We start from the raw sequence: 14,022 nt of genomic DNA on the forward strand, positions 1-14,022 counted from the left end.
TTTTTCCTGTTTTAACGTAGGGATATAAACAGCCTCAAGGCTGTCAGCGGTTGCTCAATAATAACCAGATAAAGACCGGCGCGCCCAGCGTTGCCGTGACCACCCCGACAGGCAGTTCTGCAGAAGTTAATGTGACACGGGCTATAATGTCAGCGGCCAGCAGTACACCGGCTCCCGCCAGCGCACAACCGGGAAGCAGGATACGATGGTCGCTCAGCCCCTTCAGACGCAGAAGATGCGGCACGACCAGCCCCACAAATCCTATTGCGCCCGCCAGCGCAACACTGACACCCACCAGCCAGCCGATAGCGATCACCAGAAGATTACGCCACAGTACCAGTGGCAGGCCCAGCTGTTGCGCGGAGATCTCCCCCAACGCCAGCAGATTAAGCACCCTGGACTGGCAACTCAACCAGAGCAGAACCGGGATCAACGCCAGCATCAGCCAGCTATAGCGCCAGTCGAGTCCACTAAACCCCCCCATCATCCAGTACATGAGCTGACGCAAGTCCATACTGCTGCTGAAGTAGACAGCCCACGTCATCCCGGCACTACAAATAATGCCCAGCGCCACACCCGCCAGCAGCAAGCGGCTGCTGGACAGATGCTGGCGCGCAAAGCGCAGTAGGATCAGCGTCACCAGTAGCGCCCCGAGAATAGCACTCAGGCTCATCAGCCAGGGATTACTGGTACCCGCGAAAATACACAGCACCAGCCCTACGCCCGCGCCTCCAGATACACCCAGGAGCCCGGGTTCAGCCAGGGGATTGCTGAACAATGCCTGCATAGCTGCTCCTGCAACCGCCAGTGACGCGCCCACCAACATGACGGCCAGGCTACGGGGCAGACGCAGCTGCCAGACAAAGAGTTGAGCATCGGGAGTGAACCACTCGGTCGGAGATAGCCAACGATCGCCCGCGCAAAGACTCACCAGCAACAGTGACAGGCAAAAGATCAACAGCCCACAAAGCCAGAAGCCCGATCGCCGTTGAACAGAAGAAATCTGTTGGGAGAGCACAGTCATCACAAGTGTTTTTCAGAGAAAACAGAGGGTTAATTGTAGAGGGAAATTAGCAAAAAGAAAGTGCCAGCCACACCGCTGCTGTAAGCAATCGTGATATTGCCCGCTCGCTGCCACGATATTTGAATACGCTCGGGTCATTAAACACTGCAGAGATAAGGTTTTTTTTAAACAGAGACATTGACGATGGACATGAAAAAGGCCGCTTGCGCGGCCTTTTTGATTGGCTGAAATCAGTCTTCTTTTGGTGAAGCGTTCTCAACCCGGCTTTTTAGTTTCTGGCCCGGTCGAAACGTCACAACCCGGCGAGCCGTGATGGGAATGTCTTCACCCGTTTTAGGGTTACGTCCCGGACGTTGATTCTTGTCGCGAAGGTCGAAGTTGCCAAATCCTGACAGTTTAACCTGCTCACCATTTTCCAAAGCACGACGCACTTCTTCAAAAAACAGTTCAACCAGCTCTTTGGCATCCCGTTTGCTAAGACCAAGCTTCTCAAACAGGTATTCAGACATTTCAGCTTTTGTAAGCGCCATAGGTTCAATCCCTCAAGGATGCTTGGAATCGCTCTTTCAGTGCCTCTACGCATTTCGCAACGGTAGCGGCAATCTCCTCTTCTTCGAGTGTCCGGCTGGTATCTTGCAAAATCAGGCTGATAGCGAGGCTCTTAAAACCATCATTTACGCCCTTACCACGGTACACGTCAAACAAGTTTACGCCAACTACCTGATTTACGCCAACTTTCTTACACTCAGTGATAACATCTGCTGCTGGCACGTTTTCAGCAACCACAACAGCGATATCACGACGGTTTGCCGGGAAGCGTGAAATGCCGCTGGCATCAGGCAGGACGCGGTCTGCAACCTTGTCCCACAGCAGTTCAAACACCACGGTGCGGCCGTTAAGATCCAGTTTACGTTCAAGTTCCGGATGGACCACACCCATAAATCCGATAGGTTCACCGCGTAAATAAATCGCCGCGCTCTGGCCCGGATGGAGTGCAGGATGGGACTCTGCCACAAACTGAATGTCATCGAGTTTGCCGGTTAACTCCAGCAGGGACTCTAAATCACCTTTTAAATCATAGAAGTCTACCGGACTGCGCGCCAGATCCCAGTGCTCTTCATGACGATGGCCACTGATCACACCAGCCAGCATAACGTCCTGACGGATCCCCAGGTTTGCCTGTGTATCAGGCACAAAGCGCAGACCGCTTTCGAACAGGCGCACGCGAGACTGCTGACGATTCTGGTTGTACACTACCGCGCCCAGCAGACCACTCCACAGCGACAGACGCATCGCGGACATTTCAACGGAGATCGGGCTGGGTAAGACCAGATTTTCTTCACCCGGATGGAGCAGGGCCTGAATTTTCGGGTCAACGAAGCTGTAGGTGATGGCTTCCTGGTATCCTTTGTCGACCAGTAGCGCTTTCACGCGCTTCAGCGACAGAGTGGCTTCCCGGTGCTTCGTCATCACCAGACCGGCCTGTACCGGCACATTTGGAATGTTGTCGTAGCCGTAGACGCGAGCCACTTCTTCCACCAGATCTTCTTCAATCGCGATGTCAAAACGCCACGACGGTGCGACCGCCTGCCATTCGCCCTGACCTTCCGTCACGTCACAGCCCAGACGGCGCAGAATGTCGCTCACCTCAGCATCCGCAATCACGTGGCCGATCAGACGGTCCAGCTTTTCACGGCGCAGGGTGATAGTGGCACGGACAGGCAGCATGGCTTCATCAGTGACATCAATAACCGGCCCGGCTTCGCCGCCACAGATATCCAGCAGCAGACGTGTCGCACGCTCCATTGCCTTATGCTGCAATGCCGGGTCAACACCACGCTCGTAACGGTGTGAAGCATCGGTATGCAGACCATGACGGCGTGCACGGCCGGTAATGGATAGCGGGCTGAAGAAAGCGCATTCGAACAACACGTTTTGGGTTTCTTCGTTTACACCAGAGTGCTCACCACCGAAGATCCCGCCCATGGCCAGCGCTTTTTTCTGGTCCGCGATCACCAGCGTATCACTGTTCAGCCTGGCTTCGTTGCCATCCAGCAGCGTCAGGGTTTCGCCCTCTTCCGCCATACGCACCACAATTCCCCCGTCGAGGCGATCGAGGTCAAAGGCGTGCATCGGCTGGCCCAGCTCCAGTAGAACATAGTTGGTGACATCAACAACCGGATCAATTGAGCGGATCCCGCAGCGACGCAGTTTTTCTTTCATCCACAGCGGCGTAGCGGCTTTGACATTGATGCCTTTAACAACACGTCCAAGATAACGTGGGCAGGCCGCGGTGGCCTCGACGCGAATCGGGAAGCTGTCCTGCACGGTTGCGATAACCGGTGCGATCTCAGGCGCGGCCAGCGGCAGCTTGTTCAGCACGGCAACATCACGTGCCACACCGATAATACCCAGACAGTCGGCACGGTTTGGCGTGACACTAATCTCAATGGTGCTGTCATCCAGCTTCAGATAATCACGGATATCTGTCCCGATGGTGGCATCCAGCGGCAGTTCAATAATACCGTTATGGTCGTCGGAAATACCCAGTTCAGAAAAAGAGCACAGCATCCCTTCCGACGGCTCGCCACGCAGTTTAGCCGCTTTGATTTTAAAATCACCCGGCAGTACCGCACCCACAGTCGCGACAGCCACTTTCAGCCCCTGACGGCAATTCGGTGCGCCACAGACGATATCCAGCAGACGGTCGCCACCGACGTTGATTTTCGTCACGCGCAGTTTATCGGCGTTCGGGTGCTGGCCGCACTCAACCACTTCACCGACGACGACGCCATGAAAAGCACCGGCTACCGCTTCCACACCGTCTACTTCCAGACCGGCCATGGTGATTTGATCGGACAGGGCTGCACTGTCAATGGCCGGGTTGACCCATTCACGTAACCAGAGTTCACTGAATTTCATTGGTTTTACCCGCCCTTATTTAAACTGTTTGAGGAAACGTAAATCATTTTCGAAGAAGGCACGCAGGTCGGTCACGCCGTAACGCAGCATGGTCAGGCGCTCCATTCCCATACCAAAAGCGAAGCCCGAGTACACTTCCGGGTCGATGCCGACATTGCGCAGCACGTTCGGGTGAACCATGCCGCAGCCGAGCACTTCCAGCCATTTACCATTTTTACCCATCACATCCACTTCTGCAGAAGGCTCGGTGAACGGGAAGTAAGACGGACGGAAACGCACCTGCAAATCTGCCTCAAAAAAGTTGTTGAGGAAGTCGTGCAGTGTGCCCTTCAGATTGGTAAAACTGATGTTTTTATCGACGATCAGCCCTTCCATCTGGTGGAACATGGGGGTGTGAGTCTGATCGTAGTCATTACGATACACCCGGCCCGGGGCAATAATGCGGATTGGCGGCTGCTGTTCTTTCATTGTGCGGATCTGAACGCCAGAAGTCTGTGTACGTAACAGACGGGTCGCATCAAACCAGAAGGTGTCGTGATCGGCACGGGCCGGGTGATGGCCGGGAATATTCAGGGCATCAAAGTTATGATAATCATCTTCGATTTCCGGGCCGGTCTCTACAGAGAAGCCGAGCTCACCGAAGAAGGTTTCGATACGATCGATAGTGCGGGTCACCGGGTGCAAACCGCCGTTTTCGATGCGACGCCCCGGCAGGGAAACATCAATGGTTTCCTGTGCAAGGCGTGCGTTCATAACCGCAGACTCCAGCGCATGCTTCTGCGCGTTCAGCGCTTCCTGTACTTGCTGTTTGGCTTCATTGATCACCGCACCGGCTGCCGGGCGCTCTTCCGCAGGCAGTTCACGCAAGGAGGTCATCTGGAGCGTAAGATGCCCTTTTTTACCCAGGTATTCGACGCGAACGTTATCTAACGCGGCGACATCCTGAGCATCATTGATGGCGGCTTTCGCGCTCGCCACCAGGTCTGCGAGATGTGACATGCTTTCCTCTTCTTCCAGCCACGCAGGCTGGTCTGTTTTTTCAGGACGAATGGCCGCCCGGTCGTTATTTTTAAGGTACTGAAACGAAAAAAGCCTCCACGAGGGAGGCTTTCAGCGCGATTTTTCGTTTCTTTTCTTTGCGCTAAAGCCCCCGATGATCAGGCGCTAAAGTAAAAAAAGAAACGAAAAATAGCAGTATTCATGATTAGCTGACCTTGATGCAGTTTCTGACCGCTCTATTGAAAGGCCGGAGGAAAAAATTGTCAATCTTTTCAGGCAATAAAAAAGAGGGAGACCAGCTCCCTCTTCAATCTGGCTTACGCCAGAGCTGATTTCGCTTTTTCTACCAGAGCAGCAAATACTGCTTTGTCGAATACTGCGATGTCAGCCAGAATCTTACGGTCGATTTCAATCGAAGCCTTTTTCAGACCATTGATGAAACGGCTGTAAGACATGCCGTTAGTGCGGGCTGCAGCGTTGATACGCGCAATCCACAGCTGACGGAACTGGCGCTTCCGCTGACGACGGTCACGGTAAGCATACTGACCAGCTTTGATAACAGCCTGGAAAGCAACACGGTATACACGTGAACGTGCACCGTAGTAGCCTTTAGCTTGTTTTAAGATTTTCTTGTGACGTGCGCGAGCAACTACACCACGTTTTACACGAGCCATTTAGCTCTCCTATGTATATTCTGAATGAATTAAAAAATTACTTATGCGTACGGCAGGCAGGCAATAACCAGACCCAGATCGCCTTTAGACACCATACCTTTAGGACGCAGGTGGCGTTTACGCTTAGTAGATTTTTTAGTCAGAATATGACGCAGGTTAGCGTGTTTACGCTTGAAGCCGCCACCGGCGGTCTTCTTGAAGCGCTTGGCCGCGCCACGTACAGTTTTAATCTTTGGCATTTAAAAACATCCACTTCGCATTGTTAATAAAATGAACCAGACAGGCGAATTTCGCCGCGCACCGAAGTACGCGGCAGAATTACTTTAGGGCCTACTGTTTCTTCTTGGGTGCGAGCACCATAATCATCTGACGACCTTCAATCCTTGTAGGGAATGATTCGACCACTGCCAGATCAATATCTTCACACAGATCTTTACGGACGCGGTTAAGCACTTCCATACCGATCTGCTGGTGCGCCATTTCACGACCGCGAAAACGCAGCGTGATCTTGGCTTTATCGCCATCTTCCAGAAAGCGAATCAGGTTGCGTAGTTTTACCTGATAGTCGCCATCATCGGTACCAGGACGGAACTTAATTTCCTTAACCTGGATGATCTTTTGCTTCTTCTTCTGTTCTTTAGAAGATTTGCTTTTTTCGTAAAGGAACTTGCCGTAATCCATTATACGGCAAACGGGCGGCTCGGCGTTGGGGCTGATCTCTACCAGATCCACGCCCGCTTCTTCAGCTTTTTCCAAAGCTTCATTCAGACTGACAATACCAATCTGTTCGCCATCGACGCCAGTCAGACGAACCTCAGTAGCGCGAATTTCTCTATTTATGCGATTAGGACGCGCCGGTTGAACTCGTTTTCCGCCTTTAATACTTTATTCCTCCAATTGATGAAGATTGCGACTGCGGATTTCACCCTGCAGTTTCGCGATCACTTCGTTTACATCCATGCTTCCCAGGTCTTTACCGCGGCGGGTGCGAACGGCCACTTTGCCAGCTTCCACCTCTTTATCACCACAGACCAACATATACGGGACACGACGTAAAGTATGTTCACGGATTTTAAAGCCAATCTTCTCGTTTCTCAAGTCCGCTTTTGCACGAATGCCCGCATTTTGCAGTTTTCGGGTCAATTCTGCAACATATTCGGACTGACCATCGGTGATATTCATCACCACAACTTGTACTGGAGCTAACCATGTTGGGAAGAAACCGGCATATTCTTCGGTTAAAATCCCGATAAAGCGCTCCATGGACCCCAGGATTGCCCGGTGAATCATCACTGGCACCTGACGTTCATTACTTTCGCCGATATAAGAAGCACTCAGGCGGCTCGGCAGTGAGAAGTCGAGCTGAACGGTGCCACACTGCCATGCACGGTCGAGACAGTCATGTAGCGTAAATTCAATTTTAGGGCCGTAAAAGGCACCCTCACCCGGCTGATAATCAAACGGGATATTGTTCTCTTTCAGTGCAGCGGCCAGATCAGCCTCTGAACGGTCCCACAGGTCATCACTACCGATACGTTTTTCAGGACGGGTAGAGAGTTTCACCACGATTTTTTCAAAGCCAAAAGTGCTGTACATATCGTACACCATCTTAATACAGCCATTGACCTCATCACGGACCTGATCTTCAGTACAGAAGATATGGGCATCATCCTGGGTAAAACCGCGCACGCGCATCAGGCCATGCAAGGCACCTGACGGCTCGTTGCGATGGCAGCTGCCAAACTCTGCCATACGTAACGGCAGGTCGCGGTATGATTTTAGCCCCTGATTGAAAATTTGCACGTGGCCAGGGCAATTCATTGGCTTAATGCAGTACTCACGGTTTTCTGAAGAAGTGGTAAACATCGCCTCTTTGTAGTTTTCCCAGTGCCCGGTTTTTTCCCACAGCACGCGGTCCATCATAAACGGACCTTTCACTTCCTGGTACTCATACTCTTTCAGTTTGGTGCGGACAAACACTTCCAGCTCGCGGAAAATCGTCCAGCCATCGTTATGCCAGAACACCATGCCAGGCGCTTCTTCCTGCATGTGATAGAGGTCAAGCTGCTTACCGATTTTACGGTGGTCTCGCTTCGCCGCCTCTTCCAGACGCTGCAGATAGGCAGCGAGCTGTTTTTTATCGCCCCAGGCCGTACCGTAGATACGCTGCAACATTTTATTGTTGCTGTCGCCACGCCAGTAAGCGCCAGAAATTTTCTGCAGCTTGAAGTGGTGGCAAAAGCGCATGTTAGGCACGTGAGGGCCACGGCACATATCCACGTATTCTTCATGATGGTACAGGCCAGGACGGTCATCATGACTGATATTTTCATCAAGGATGGTGGTTTTGTAGGTCTCACCCCGTTCAGCAAAGGCGTCACGCGCTTCCTGCCAGCTGACTTTCTTCTTGATAACGTCGTAATTCGTCTCAGCTAACTGGTGCATACGCTTTTCCAGCAGCTCAATATCTTCCTGCGTCAGCGTGCGGTCAAGATCGACGTCGTAGTAAAAACCGTTGTCGATAACAGGACCGATAGCCATTTTGGTATCTGGCCACAGTTGCTTGATCGCGTGCCCTAACAGGTGGGCGCAGGAGTGACGAATAATTTCCAGACCCGCTTCGTCTTTGGCGGTGATGATTGCTACGCTGGCGTCTTCGGTGATCGGATCAACCGCATCCACCAGTTCGCCGTTCACACGGCCGGCAATACAGGCTTTCGCCAGGCCAGGACCGATGTCCAGAGCAATATCCATCACGCTAACGGCGTGGTCGAACGAACGCTGACTTCCATCAGGAAGAGTAATAACAGGCATGAAACGTCCTTAATTGCAGTGGTAACCCACACGTAAGATTACATGCAAATTTAAATTTTTCTTTATACAACAAGCACTTTGCACTTGAAACCGACTCACATTTGCCGGTTTGGTACACTGCCTGGTACACATTATCGAAAGTGTTTGTTTTACCAGTCACTTACGAAGGAGAGTCATCTTACACGCCATCAGTCGAAATTGCACGGATAGCCGGGTTAAACGGCGTGAGCCGCGATGCTCGCGGGGTCAGCTTCCCTCCTCCAGCCCGGCGTGAAGAAAATCGGCCCTACGGCAGAAAAAAACCGCCCGAAGGCGGTTAATGTGAGTCAGGTTTATCGCCGGACTCGGGGGCAGAAGTGGGATCGTCCTTCCCTTTTTTCTGGGGTTTTTGTTCAGGCTTTCCATTGCCATGATGGGGTTCATAGTCGGGATGATCACCCTCCACGGGACGGTCTGACATAACTCCTCCTGTATGAATGACATTCATTACAGAGTGTAGTCACCGCTGTTGCCTTAAGCCTAACGGAGCCTGTGTGGTTTGACTGCGGACTCTTATCCTGGGGTCGATCCACTAATGAGGCGATCGGTGCATCTGAGCCGTTGAGAGGGAATGGGCTGTCTGGCAAGGGAAAACGAGCCGCAGGGTGCGGCTCGTGCAAAAGATTACATCGCGTAGGAAAGCGTAATCGTCGTTTTGGTATCGGTATGATCCGGCGCCGATTCCGGTGGATTCTGGTTCCACGTGACGTTATAAGCCATTTTCAGCGCGAAGTGATCGTTGATAGCCACCTGCAGGCCCGTTTCGGAGTTGACGGTGGTATCGTCGCTACCCAGTACGGAAACGCCCTGAACGAATTTGGTGGTGTCGGTCAACTGCCACTGATAGCTCAGGGCACCGTAGGCCAGCGCCTGCGTTTCATGACCGCCTTCGTGGTAGTCGTCATAACGCACACCGGGACCGGCTTCAATACGCAGCGAGTGCACCGGGCCATTCAACAGCTGGCGACCATAACCGGCAGCGAGAATAGAACGGCCGTCATAACCGTTGAAGCGGTCACTCAACCAGCTTGCCTGACCAAACAGATAATCAGCAGTGTTCATGTTGTAACGCGTACGGCCACCGACCTGATAGGTCTCTGATGAGCGCTCATCATTGGAAGATGTATTGCTGGCGTTGCCCCACAGGCTGTAGGCGAAGCTGGGCGTATACCAGGTCAGGTTGGTATTTGCGGTCGCTGAAGAACTGGTGGTGTTGCCAGACTGCGCCAGATAACCGGCGGCGGCATTACCTTCAAAATCTTTTTTCGCCGTAGAAGGATCATCCATAACCGTGAAGACGTTATTATCCGCCAGGGCTTGATGACAGAATGCTCCCCCGGAGAGCAACAGAACTACAGACAGCTTATTAAGCGCTTTCATTTAAATGTGACCCGTACGACAGTTTTTAAAAGAGTGAGTCTGAAGCGTTTTGAAGGACGATCAACGCATTTTACGCTTATAATCGTAACAATTTGTTAATTCGCTCTTTTTCCAAAGCATCATGACAAAAAGAGACCGTGAATGAGAAATTTCCCATTAACGCGGCGCATTATAGAGGGTATTGAGTCAGAAAACACCTGGATGAAAATAACAATTATCGTTAACCACAGCGATATTGTGGCTGAAAAATGTCAGCAATGTGACCGAATGTAAATGACAACCGATCGCTCCCCTGCCTTCCTCTCTGCTCTTTCAGGGTCTGAAGAGCCAGCGCGCACAATTGCGTTAATCATATCTTCCGCTCTCCGATATTCTGATTTCGCTGATCCCCAGACCGGGATGGGCTACGCTAAAGAAATGTTTATTAACGCTGTTTTTCTAACCACGAGGTGAAGAATGAGTAATCACGGGATCGGTCAGTATGTGGTGACGTTTCATTATAACGAGAAGGGATTATCTGACCTGCTGGAGTTGAGTAGTGCACTGGTCAGCGGCGGATTTTCTACCACGCTCAAAGATGAAGAAGGTCAGCCCCATGAGTTAGGGACGAACAGCTTCGGCATCATCACCACACTATCGGAAGAGGAGATCCGCCAGCAGGCGGTGGGAATTGGCGAACTGATCCTGGGTGTAGCGCCGGACATTGATGTTCAGCCCTGGGACACATACCGGAAAAAAAGCGACCAGAATTTGTAAAGACAAAGCCTTAACGTGCGCAAACGCAAATATTGGTTATTCTTTAAGCGTTACCATAGTGAAATCACAGCGAAAAGAGGAGTGTCCTATGTGGTCAGCCATCAGTCGTCTGTTGAGTGAACAGTGGGGACCCGCAGAGATAACCGGGCGTACCGAATTGCCCGGTGGGGATGTCCACCCTGCCTGGCATCTGCGCTACGGAGAGCACGACGTCTTCGTCAAATGCAATCAGCGTGACATGCTGGATCTGTTTACGTGGGAGGCTGACCAGTTGCAGCTCCTGGCACGCAGCCAGACGGTACGCGTGCCAGCTGTCTACGGCGTGGGCAGCGACCGGGAAACCAGCTTTCTGCTGCTGGAGTATATCCCGGTCAGGCCGCTGGATGCGCACGGCGCTTTTCAGCTTGGACAACAGCTGGCACGCCTGCATCAGTGGAGTGAGCAGCCACAGTTCGGGCTGGACTTCGATAACAATATTACCACCTCCCTGCAGCCAAACAGCTGGCTCAAGCGCTGGTCGGTCTTCTTCTCAGAGCAGCGCATCGGCTGGCAGCTCCAGCTTGCCTCAGAAAAAGGGATTCTGTACGGTGATATCGATCTGATTGTGCGCTGCGCTCAGAAGATGCTGGAGTCACATCATCCCGAGCCCTCCTTACTGCATGGCGATCTCTGGCCAGCCAATTGCGCAGGCAGCGACAGCGGGCCCTGGATTTTTGATCCTGCCTGTTACTGGGGCGATCGTGAATGCGATCTGGCGATGCTCTCCTGGCATCCGGACATTCCGGCACAGGTGTATGATGGCTACCAGTCAGTGTGGCCACTCCCCGGTGATTTCCTGCAGCGGCAACCGATCTATCAGCTTTATTATCTGCTGAACCGGGCAAATGTCTTCGGCGGGCACTGGCTGGCAGAAGCGCAGCGGGCAGTGGGAACATTACTGGATGGCGATGAACTGGGAAAACGTCACGCGCGCCCGGCCTGACGCCATGCGCACGCGACCTGACGCGAGTTTAATAGATAAACCCGGCCAGTTTCAGGACAAAATAGCCCGCGACAATGATGATAACCGGCAGGATATACAGCGGGAAGATTTGCAGAAAAATGGTGTGGCGCGGCACCACTATCTTCGCTTCCAGCTGTTCCCGGCTGTGTCCTTCTGTTCCGCGCGCACGCTCAAGGATCATCTGATCTTCAATGCTTTCACGCAGAAAGCGCGTCTGCCGCCACATCCTTGCACCGGAAGCCTGAAGAGCAAGCCCGATGAAAATCAGCGCATAGATCACCCAGAAAAGAATATTCGTGCCGTGATTAAAGTCCGGAACGGGCGAATGCGTCCAGAAACCGGAGAGAAAACCGGTGTTAAAGCGCACCATATCAATCATGACATGGGCGAAATCCTGCATCACCGCATTGATACCGTCACGTTGCTCACGGCTCTTTTCGAGAAAACCAAGCAGTGAGATAAGCGTTGATAACAACGCGGGAATAAATATAACCCAGCCCAGAATGCGTTTAATAATCGCAACCCTGCCAGCCTGTTGATACGTCATGCGTTCTCCTGTCCTTCCGATGTCTGCCAGTCAGTTTACCTGCAGTGATACAAAAGCGCCTGTAAAATACAGACTTAATCACCGCTTTGCACAAAGCGGCCCGTCGGATGATACCTTTTCCCTCACCGCTTCGTGGTAAACTGCCACAAACTGTCAAAAGGAGCCGTAGCATGTCTTATCACCGCCCCGTACTTGCCGCCATTTTTGATATGGATGGCCTGCTGATCGATTCAGAGCCGTTATGGCAACAAGCCGAGCTGGATATTTTTACTTCTCTTGACGTTGACCTGAGCCGCCGCGGTGAAATGCCAGATACGCTGGGACTGCGCATCGACCAGGTGGTGCGCATGTGGTATGAAACCCTGCCGTGGAAAGGGCCTTCCCAGGCGGAAGTCACCCAGCAGATCATCAACCGGGCGTTAAGCCTGGTAGATGAGAACCGACCGCTGCTGCCCGGCGTTAAGCAGGCGCTTGAACTCTGCCGGTCAGAAGGGCTGAAAATTGGCCTCGCCTCCGCCTCTCCGCTGTTTATGCTGGAAAGCGTGCTGGAGATGTTCAGCCTGCGCGACTACTTTGAGGTACTGGCCTCAGCGGAATCCCTGCCTTACAGCAAGCCGCACCCGCAGGTTTATCTGGATGCCGCTGCCCGCCTGGGCGTGGATCCGCTGAACTGTGTCACGCTGGAAGACTCCTTTAACGGCATGATCGCGACGAAAGCAGGACGGATGCGATCCATTGTGGTTCCCGATGCCAGCCATGCCGCCGATCTGCGTTGGTCACTGGCAGATGTCAAACTCAGCAGCCTTGAGGAACTGACCGCACAGCACCTGCACGGGCGCTGAGTGAATGCCGGGCGCTGCAGAAAGCCGCCCGGCGCTTTACCCCGGCGTCACCTGTCCGCGATATTTTACCGCAGCCACAAAGGCGGCAAAGGCCGGAGAGATGTTTCTTCTGTTGGGGTAGTAGAGGTGAAAACCCTGAAAATAGGGGCTCCAGTCAGCCAGTACCTCGGTCAGGCGCCCGTCCTCAATATGAGGCCTGGCCATAAAATCAGGCACGTACGCCAGCCCGACCCCATCCAGTGCCGCGTTCAGGACTGGGAGAGTGCTGTTGGACATCAGTTGCCCTTCTACCCTGACATTCATCTTCTGCCCCGCTTTCTCAAATTCCCACGCGTAGATGCTGCCCCCCACGCTATGGCGGAGGTTAATGCAGCGATGATCGGTCAGATCCCTGGGATGCGTCGGGATCGGGTGCTGTTTAAAATAGCCGGGTGACCCGACGACCGACAGTCGCCAGTCGGGCCCCAGGCGGACGGCGATCATATCCTGACTGATCGACTCCCCGAGGCGTATCCCGGCATCAAAGCGTTCACTGACAATATTGGTGAAGCCGTAATCAATACAGATTTCGACATTCACGTCAGGATACTGGCGGAAAAAAGCCGGCAATACCGGGCGCAGTAGCTGTTCAGCAGCGTCATCAGAGCAGGTCAGCCGGAGGCTTCCCGCCGGTTTTTCCCGCAGCTCCCCCATGCGTTCAATTTCAGCATTGATCTGCTCGAACAGCGGGCCGACAGACTGCATCAGTCGCTCTCCGGCATCGGTGGGGGCAACGTGGCGCGTTGTCCGCGCAAGCAGCCTGACCCCCAGTCTCTCTTCCAGTTTTTTCACGGTATGGCTGAGTGCAGAAGGGCTGACGCCCAGCGTGAGTGAGGCTTTAGTGAAGCTTTGCTCGCGGGCGACGGCCAGAAAAGCCAGGATATCATTCATACGGCGCTCGTCTGATTGATGAATTTTATTCAAAAGTACATCAAAATTACCCCACCTTATCAGCGTACTCAAAGCGTTTTATTCTCTTTCAC

Annotated in this window: 15 protein-coding genes and 1 other annotated feature; of the genes, 3 read left to right on the forward strand and 12 right to left on the reverse strand. The window is 52.9% G+C overall.

Annotation, left to right across the window (positions count from 1 at the left end):
- Nucleotides 1-43: 43 nt before the first annotated feature.
- From btuC to K6L24_RS12135, 10 genes are all read right to left on the reverse strand, one after another.
- Nucleotides 44-1,027 carry a vitamin B12 ABC transporter permease BtuC gene (gene btuC, locus K6L24_RS12090; RefSeq protein WP_062743496.1) on the reverse strand — a complete coding sequence of 328 codons (984 nt, stop codon included), beginning with the start codon at nucleotides 1,025-1,027 and terminating at the stop codon, nucleotides 44-46.
- Between the two features lie 227 nt (nucleotides 1,028-1,254).
- Nucleotides 1,255-1,554 (reverse strand): integration host factor subunit alpha, encoded by a 300-nt coding sequence (ihfA, locus tag K6L24_RS12095; RefSeq protein ID WP_017802142.1) that lies wholly within the window; start codon nucleotides 1,552-1,554, stop codon nucleotides 1,255-1,257.
- Nucleotides 1,555-1,558: 4 nt separating this feature from the next.
- A complete protein-coding gene (pheT, locus tag K6L24_RS12100) occupies nucleotides 1,559-3,946 on the reverse strand; it encodes a phenylalanine--tRNA ligase subunit beta (protein WP_118664230.1) in 2,388 nt (795 codons plus the stop codon).
- 15 nt (nucleotides 3,947-3,961) lie between these two features.
- Nucleotides 3,962-4,945 (reverse strand): phenylalanine--tRNA ligase subunit alpha, encoded by a 984-nt coding sequence (gene pheS / locus K6L24_RS12105; protein WP_062743498.1) that lies wholly within the window; start codon nucleotides 4,943-4,945, stop codon nucleotides 3,962-3,964.
- Nucleotides 4,946-5,028: 83 nt separating this feature from the next.
- Nucleotides 5,029-5,152: a sequence feature (Phe leader region), on the reverse strand.
- Nucleotides 5,104-5,148, reverse strand: coding sequence for a pheST operon leader peptide PheM (gene pheM / locus K6L24_RS12110; RefSeq protein ID WP_133845469.1), 45 nt, complete (start codon nucleotides 5,146-5,148; stop codon nucleotides 5,104-5,106). It overlaps the preceding feature by 45 nt.
- Before the next feature lie 110 nt (nucleotides 5,153-5,262).
- A complete protein-coding gene (rplT, locus tag K6L24_RS12115; RefSeq protein WP_062743499.1) occupies nucleotides 5,263-5,619 on the reverse strand; it encodes a 50S ribosomal protein L20 in 357 nt (118 codons plus the stop codon).
- 41 nt (nucleotides 5,620-5,660) lie between these two features.
- Nucleotides 5,661-5,858 (reverse strand): 50S ribosomal protein L35, encoded by a 198-nt coding sequence (gene rpmI / locus K6L24_RS12120; RefSeq protein WP_005968897.1) that lies wholly within the window; start codon nucleotides 5,856-5,858, stop codon nucleotides 5,661-5,663.
- A 91-nt stretch (nucleotides 5,859-5,949) separates the two neighbouring features.
- Nucleotides 5,950-6,501, reverse strand: coding sequence for a translation initiation factor IF-3 (gene infC, locus K6L24_RS12125; RefSeq protein WP_072277407.1), 552 nt, complete (start codon nucleotides 6,499-6,501; stop codon nucleotides 5,950-5,952).
- A gap of 3 nt (nucleotides 6,502-6,504) precedes the next feature.
- Nucleotides 6,505-8,433 (reverse strand): threonine--tRNA ligase, encoded by a 1,929-nt coding sequence (thrS, locus tag K6L24_RS12130; RefSeq protein WP_062743501.1) that lies wholly within the window; start codon nucleotides 8,431-8,433, stop codon nucleotides 6,505-6,507.
- A 663-nt stretch (nucleotides 8,434-9,096) separates the two neighbouring features.
- Entirely contained in the window at nucleotides 9,097-9,852 is a 756-nt protein-coding gene (locus K6L24_RS12135) for a DUF481 domain-containing protein (protein ID WP_062743503.1), read from the reverse strand.
- Nucleotides 9,853-10,308: 456 nt separating this feature from the next.
- Here K6L24_RS12135 and ghoS point away from each other — a divergent pair, with 456 nt between their 5' ends.
- Together ghoS and K6L24_RS12145 are read left to right on the forward strand one after the other, a co-directional pair.
- The gene (gene ghoS / locus K6L24_RS12140; protein WP_222681503.1) at nucleotides 10,309-10,608 is read left to right on the forward strand and encodes a type V toxin-antitoxin system endoribonuclease antitoxin GhoS; all 300 of its coding nucleotides are present in this window, start codon (nucleotides 10,309-10,311) and stop codon (nucleotides 10,606-10,608) included.
- A gap of 88 nt (nucleotides 10,609-10,696) precedes the next feature.
- Complete coding sequence (locus K6L24_RS12145; protein WP_062743505.1) at nucleotides 10,697-11,590, forward strand: fructosamine kinase family protein; 894 nt, start codon at nucleotides 10,697-10,699, stop codon at nucleotides 11,588-11,590.
- Between the two features lie 28 nt (nucleotides 11,591-11,618).
- Here the strand turns inward: K6L24_RS12145 and K6L24_RS12150 are convergent, their stop codons facing one another.
- Nucleotides 11,619-12,158, reverse strand: a complete 540-nt coding sequence (locus K6L24_RS12150) for a YniB family protein (RefSeq protein ID WP_062743506.1) — start codon at nucleotides 12,156-12,158, stop codon at nucleotides 11,619-11,621.
- Between the two features lie 170 nt (nucleotides 12,159-12,328).
- On the opposite strand from K6L24_RS12150, the gene hxpB reads away from it, so the two are divergent.
- Complete coding sequence (hxpB, locus tag K6L24_RS12155; protein WP_062743507.1) at nucleotides 12,329-13,000, forward strand: hexitol phosphatase HxpB; 672 nt, start codon at nucleotides 12,329-12,331, stop codon at nucleotides 12,998-13,000.
- A gap of 36 nt (nucleotides 13,001-13,036) precedes the next feature.
- Here the strand turns inward: hxpB and K6L24_RS12160 are convergent, their stop codons facing one another.
- Entirely contained in the window at nucleotides 13,037-13,930 is an 894-nt protein-coding gene (locus tag K6L24_RS12160) for a LysR family transcriptional regulator (RefSeq protein WP_062743508.1), read from the reverse strand.
- Nucleotides 13,931-14,022 lie beyond the last annotated feature (92 nt).

Source organism: Erwinia persicina, assembly GCF_019844095.1.
In the GTDB taxonomy this organism is placed as follows: Bacteria; Pseudomonadota; Gammaproteobacteria; order Enterobacterales; family Enterobacteriaceae; genus Erwinia; species Erwinia persicina.

Bases quoted from the DNA above. Each gene is read 5' to 3' on its own strand.
- ihfA (WP_017802142.1), bottom strand. From the start codon at position 1,554: ATGGCGCTTACAAAAGCTGAAATGTCTGAATACCTGTTTGAGAAGCTT.
- thrS (WP_062743501.1), bottom strand. From the start codon at position 8,433: ATGCCTGTTATTACTCTTCCTGATGGAAGTCAGCGTTCGTTCGACCAC.
- rplT (WP_062743499.1), bottom strand. From the start codon at position 5,619: ATGGCTCGTGTAAAACGTGGTGTAGTTGCTCGCGCACGTCACAAGAAA.
- hxpB (WP_062743507.1), top strand. From the start codon at position 12,329: ATGTCTTATCACCGCCCCGTACTTGCCGCCATTTTTGATATGGATGGC.
- pheT (WP_118664230.1), bottom strand. From the start codon at position 3,946: ATGAAATTCAGTGAACTCTGGTTACGTGAATGGGTCAACCCGGCCATT.
- pheS (WP_062743498.1), bottom strand. From the start codon at position 4,945: ATGTCACATCTCGCAGACCTGGTGGCGAGCGCGAAAGCCGCCATCAAT.
- K6L24_RS12135 (WP_062743503.1), bottom strand. From the start codon at position 9,852: ATGAAAGCGCTTAATAAGCTGTCTGTAGTTCTGTTGCTCTCCGGGGGA.
- K6L24_RS12160 (WP_062743508.1), bottom strand. From the start codon at position 13,930: ATGAATGATATCCTGGCTTTTCTGGCCGTCGCCCGCGAGCAAAGCTTC.
- ghoS (WP_222681503.1), top strand. From the start codon at position 10,309: ATGAGTAATCACGGGATCGGTCAGTATGTGGTGACGTTTCATTATAAC.
- K6L24_RS12150 (WP_062743506.1), bottom strand. From the start codon at position 12,158: ATGACGTATCAACAGGCTGGCAGGGTTGCGATTATTAAACGCATTCTG.
- rpmI (WP_005968897.1), bottom strand. From the start codon at position 5,858: ATGCCAAAGATTAAAACTGTACGTGGCGCGGCCAAGCGCTTCAAGAAG.
- K6L24_RS12145 (WP_062743505.1), top strand. From the start codon at position 10,697: ATGTGGTCAGCCATCAGTCGTCTGTTGAGTGAACAGTGGGGACCCGCA.